This is a genomic window from Sulfurihydrogenibium sp. (assembly GCF_027448985.1).
Classification (GTDB): domain Bacteria; phylum Aquificota; class Aquificia; order Aquificales; family Hydrogenothermaceae; genus Sulfurihydrogenibium.
The window spans coordinates 1-3,940 of the sequence record NZ_DAIDMN010000101.1 but is presented as its reverse complement, the minus strand read 5'-3'; the positions used below and the strand labels follow the sequence as shown (position 1 = coordinate 3,940).

4 protein-coding genes are annotated in these 3,940 nt (G+C 32.2%); all 4 read left to right on the top strand.

Annotated features, from left to right (window positions below):
* Positions 1-80: 80 nt before the first annotated feature.
* Genes wrbA through NE054_RS07310 form a run of 4 tightly spaced genes read left to right on the top strand, consistent with a single transcriptional unit; the run spans position 81 to position 3,839 of the window.
* Positions 81-698 carry an NAD(P)H:quinone oxidoreductase gene (gene wrbA, locus NE054_RS07325; protein ID WP_297890219.1) on the top strand — a complete coding sequence of 206 codons (618 nt, stop codon included), beginning with the start codon at positions 81-83 and terminating at the stop codon, positions 696-698.
* A 1-nt stretch (position 699) separates the two neighbouring features.
* A complete protein-coding gene (locus NE054_RS07320; RefSeq protein ID WP_297890216.1) occupies positions 700-1,659 on the top strand; it encodes a thiamine pyrophosphate-dependent enzyme in 960 nt (319 codons plus the stop codon).
* Positions 1,646-2,623 carry an alpha-ketoacid dehydrogenase subunit beta gene (locus NE054_RS07315; RefSeq protein ID WP_297890214.1) on the top strand — a complete coding sequence of 326 codons (978 nt, stop codon included), beginning with the start codon at positions 1,646-1,648 and terminating at the stop codon, positions 2,621-2,623. The genes NE054_RS07320 and NE054_RS07315 overlap by 14 nt, the downstream gene beginning before the upstream one ends.
* Entirely contained in the window at positions 2,613-3,839 is a 1,227-nt protein-coding gene (locus NE054_RS07310; RefSeq protein WP_297890212.1) for a dihydrolipoamide acetyltransferase family protein, read from the top strand. Before NE054_RS07315 ends, NE054_RS07310 begins: the two co-directional genes overlap by 11 nt.
* Positions 3,840-3,940 lie beyond the last annotated feature (101 nt).

Genomic DNA, 3,940 nt, shown 5'->3' with positions numbered 1-3,940 from the left:
ATTTTCAAACTGTTGTCAAGATTTTAATTATTCAGTAAATTTACTATAAAAAAAGAAACTTTAAGAAGAGGTGTATAAAGATGGAGACTAATATCTTAATCCTTTATTACTCAATGTTTGGAAATACCTATAAGATGGCAATAGAGATAGCAGAAGGTATAAGAGAGGCTGGGGGAAATCCAATTTTAAGAAAAGTTCCGGATTTACTTCCTGATGAGGTGGTTGAGAAAAACGAAGGTATAAAAAAAGGAAGGGAAATTCAAAAGGATGTTCCTGTAGCAACACTATCTGATTTAGAAAATAAAGATGGTTATATATTTGGTTCCCCAACAAGATATGGAAATATGTGTAGTCAGCTTAGGAACTTTTTGGACCAAACTGGTTATTTATGGGCTAAGAATGAATTTGTTGGTAAACCTGTTGGACTGTTTACCAGCTCTCAAACTATTCATGGTGGACAGGAAACGACCTTAATAAACATGATGGTAAATATGTTACATTATGGAATGATTATAGTCGGAGTACCTTACGAACTTAAAAATCTTCAAACGACGAAATCTGGTGGAACACCTTATGGAGCATCTCATGTAACATTTGGTGATACCTTTAAAGAATTAGACGATGATGAAAAAACAATATGTAGATATTTAGGTAAAAGAGTTACAGAGATAGCAAAAAAACTAAAAACAGGAGAGTAGTATGGATATATCATTGGCAGAAAAATTTTATTACTTAATGAAACTTGGAAGGACATTTGAACTTAGAGCTAAAGAAGAGTATATGAAAGGAAACATCGGTGGTTTTCTTCATCTTGCAATTGGTGAAGAAGCTGTTCATGTTGGAGCAACAGTGGCTTTTGAAAAGGGAGATATTTTTGTTCATTACAGGGACCATGTTTATGCTATTGCAAAGGGAATAGAGCCAAAATATTTGATGGCTGAGCTGTTTGGGAAAAAAACGGGAGTTGCAAAAGGTAAAGGAGGTTCAATGCATTTTTTTGAGCCTTCTTTAAACTTTTATGGAGGAAATGCTATAGTCGGAGCCCATATTCCACATGCTGTAGGTATGGCGTATGCAAGAAAGTACAGAGGAGAGAAAAGTGGTGTTTTGGTAGCATTTGGAGATGGTGCTACAAATGCAGGAAATTTTTATGAATCTTTAAATTTAGCATCTTTATGGAAATTACCAATCTTATTTTTATGTGAAAATAACTATTATGCTATCGGTACAAGAATAGATAGAGCTTCTGCTATTACTGATATTTATTTAAAAGCTAAGCCTTATATGATTTCAAAACAGATAGACGGTATGGATGTTTTTGAAGTGTATAAAGCTGTTAGAGAAGCAAAAGAGTATATTGAAGAAGAATCTAAACCTTATTTTATAGAAGCATTAACTTACAGATTCGAACCTCATTCAATGAGTGATACTGGTAATTACAGGTCTTCAAGAGAAATTGAGATAGCAAAAAGTAAAGACCCAATAGAAAAATTGAAAAAATCCGGATTATTATCAGAAAGTTATATTAGGTACATAGATGGTCTTGTCGAAAAAGAAATAGAAGAAGCAGTAGAATTTGCTCTCAACTCTCCACAGCCAGAAGAAAATGAGTTGTATACAGATATATACTGTGAGGTATGTAAAAATGTTATACCGTGAAGCTTTAAATTTAGCATTGGATGAGATGATGGAAAAAGATGAATCGATAGTTATTTTAGGGGAAGATGTAGGATTTTACGGGGGAAATTACAGAGTAACAGAAGGATTATATGCAAAGTATGGAGAAAAAAGAGTGATAGATACACCTATTGCGGAAAACTCAATAGTTGGAACAGCAATAGGTATGGCACTGGGAGGACTTAGACCAGTAGCAGAAATAATGACTGCAAATTTTGCAATGCTTGCAATGGACCAAATCGTAAACAGTATGGCAAAATTAAGATACATGAGTGGTGGAAAAATTGTTTTACCTATGGTTGTAAGAATGCCACAAGGAGTTGTAAAACAACTTGCATCACAACACTCCCAAAGTCTCGAATCTTTATTTGCTTCTATTCCCGGATTAAGAGTCTTTACAGCCTCAGACTGTGCAACTGCTTATCACGGCTTAAAAACAGCCATTACACTGGATGACCCTGTAATATTTTTAGAGCATACACTTTTATACTTTGAAAAATTTGATATGCCAAAAGATAGTTATTACAATCCATTTAAAGCCAGAATAATAAAAGAAGGAACAGATTTAACTATATTTTCCTACCTCAAGATGTTGCATGAGGTTTTAAAGACTGTAGAACAATTGGAAAAAGATTTGAATATATCAATAGAAGTAATAGATGTTGGACCTTTAAATCCTTTGGATTTAGAAACATTAACAAATTCTGTCAAAAAAACAAAAAGATTTGTTATCGTTGAAGAAAATCCAAAACATGGAGGTTTTGGTGCCCATATTTTAAGTGCAGTTTTGGAAGAATGCTTCTACAATCTTGATGCACCACCATTAAGAATAGCTGGAGAGGATACACCAATACCCTATAATAGGAAGTTAGAACTTTTAGCGATACCAACAGCGGAAAAAATATACTCAAAAATAATAAAATGGGGAAAAGAAAATGGTTTATGAAATAGTTATGCCTCAATTAACAGATACCATGGAAAGTGGAAAGGTAGTTCGCTGGTTAAAAAAAGAAGGAGATTTTGTAAATGTAAATGAACCTATTGTAGAAATAGAATCTGACAAAGCAATTATGGAAGTTCCATCTTTAAAATCCGGATATATAACAAAAATCTTAGCAGATGAAGGCTCAGAAATACCAGTCGGCTCCGTTATCGCAGTGTTATCAGAAACAAAAGAAGAAAAAGTGGAAAAAGAATATACAAAGCCATCCGTAAGTGAAGAAAAAAAAGAAGAGATAAAACTACCAAAAGAAGAAATAAAAATAGAATCAAAGCAGTTGCCACCTGCCACAGCATCTCCAGTTGCAAAAATGATAGCAAAACAAAACAACGTAGATATTAAAAATTTACAGGAAGAAGGAAAACTGCCTATTCCAGCCCATGAAAAAGACATTAAAAACTATCTTTTAATGCATAAGTTGGAAGAAAAGGCTTTAAATTTAATAAAAGAGTACCAATTACAAATAGAAAACCTAGTAAAAGCTTATCCGGATAAAGAAAGAATAACATTAGAGGATGTTGAAAAATATATAATAAATAACAGTATTCCCCTAAAAAAAGAGATACCATTTATCAGAAAAAGCCTCATAAAAAATTTAAAGAAATCTTTAGAAATTCCAGTTTTCCACATCTTTACAGAATTAGATTTCTCAAATATTCCAAAAAATAGTGGATATACGATAACCACATGGTTTATAAAGATTTTAGGAGATTGTATTTATCAAAGTGAAAATTTAAGAACAAAAACAGATGAAGAGTTTTACTATACATATCCTACTGTAAATATCTCTGTTGCAGTGGATGTTTCCGGAGAATTGTACGCACCAGTCATAAAAAATGTAGAAAAAAAAATATTAAAAGAAATATCCCAAGACCTTGAAATAATAAAGCAGAAAGCAAGAGAAAATAGATTTTCAAAAGAAGATTTAGAAGGAGCAAATTTTTCAATATCAAACCTTGGAATGTATAACATTATTTCATTCGATGCAATCATTCCACCAGGATGTTCAGGAATAGTTGCCGTAGGCAAAATAATAAACAATATATCAAAGTTAACCTTTTCTTTTGACCATAGAATAATAAATGGTAAAGAAGCAGCAGAATTTATAGATTTAATGCAAAGCAAGTTTAAAGACCTTGATTACATAAAATCCTTGCTTTAATGAAAGAAAAAACTTTATTTTAGCTGTATAGGTTCATATAGACAATGAGCATCTACCTTGATAAAATAATCAAACAAAATAGGAGGTAGATAAAATGAAAG

What these genes read in the sequence shown, in the direction of transcription:
- wrbA (WP_297890219.1), top strand. Translation starts at nt 81, where the DNA reads ATGGAGACTAATATCTTAATCCTTTATTACTCAATGTTTGGAAATACC.
- NE054_RS07320 (WP_297890216.1), top strand. Translation starts at nt 700, where the DNA reads ATGGATATATCATTGGCAGAAAAATTTTATTACTTAATGAAACTTGGA.
- NE054_RS07315 (WP_297890214.1), top strand. Translation starts at nt 1,646, where the DNA reads ATGTTATACCGTGAAGCTTTAAATTTAGCATTGGATGAGATGATGGAA.
- NE054_RS07310 (WP_297890212.1), top strand. Translation starts at nt 2,613, where the DNA reads ATGGTTTATGAAATAGTTATGCCTCAATTAACAGATACCATGGAAAGT.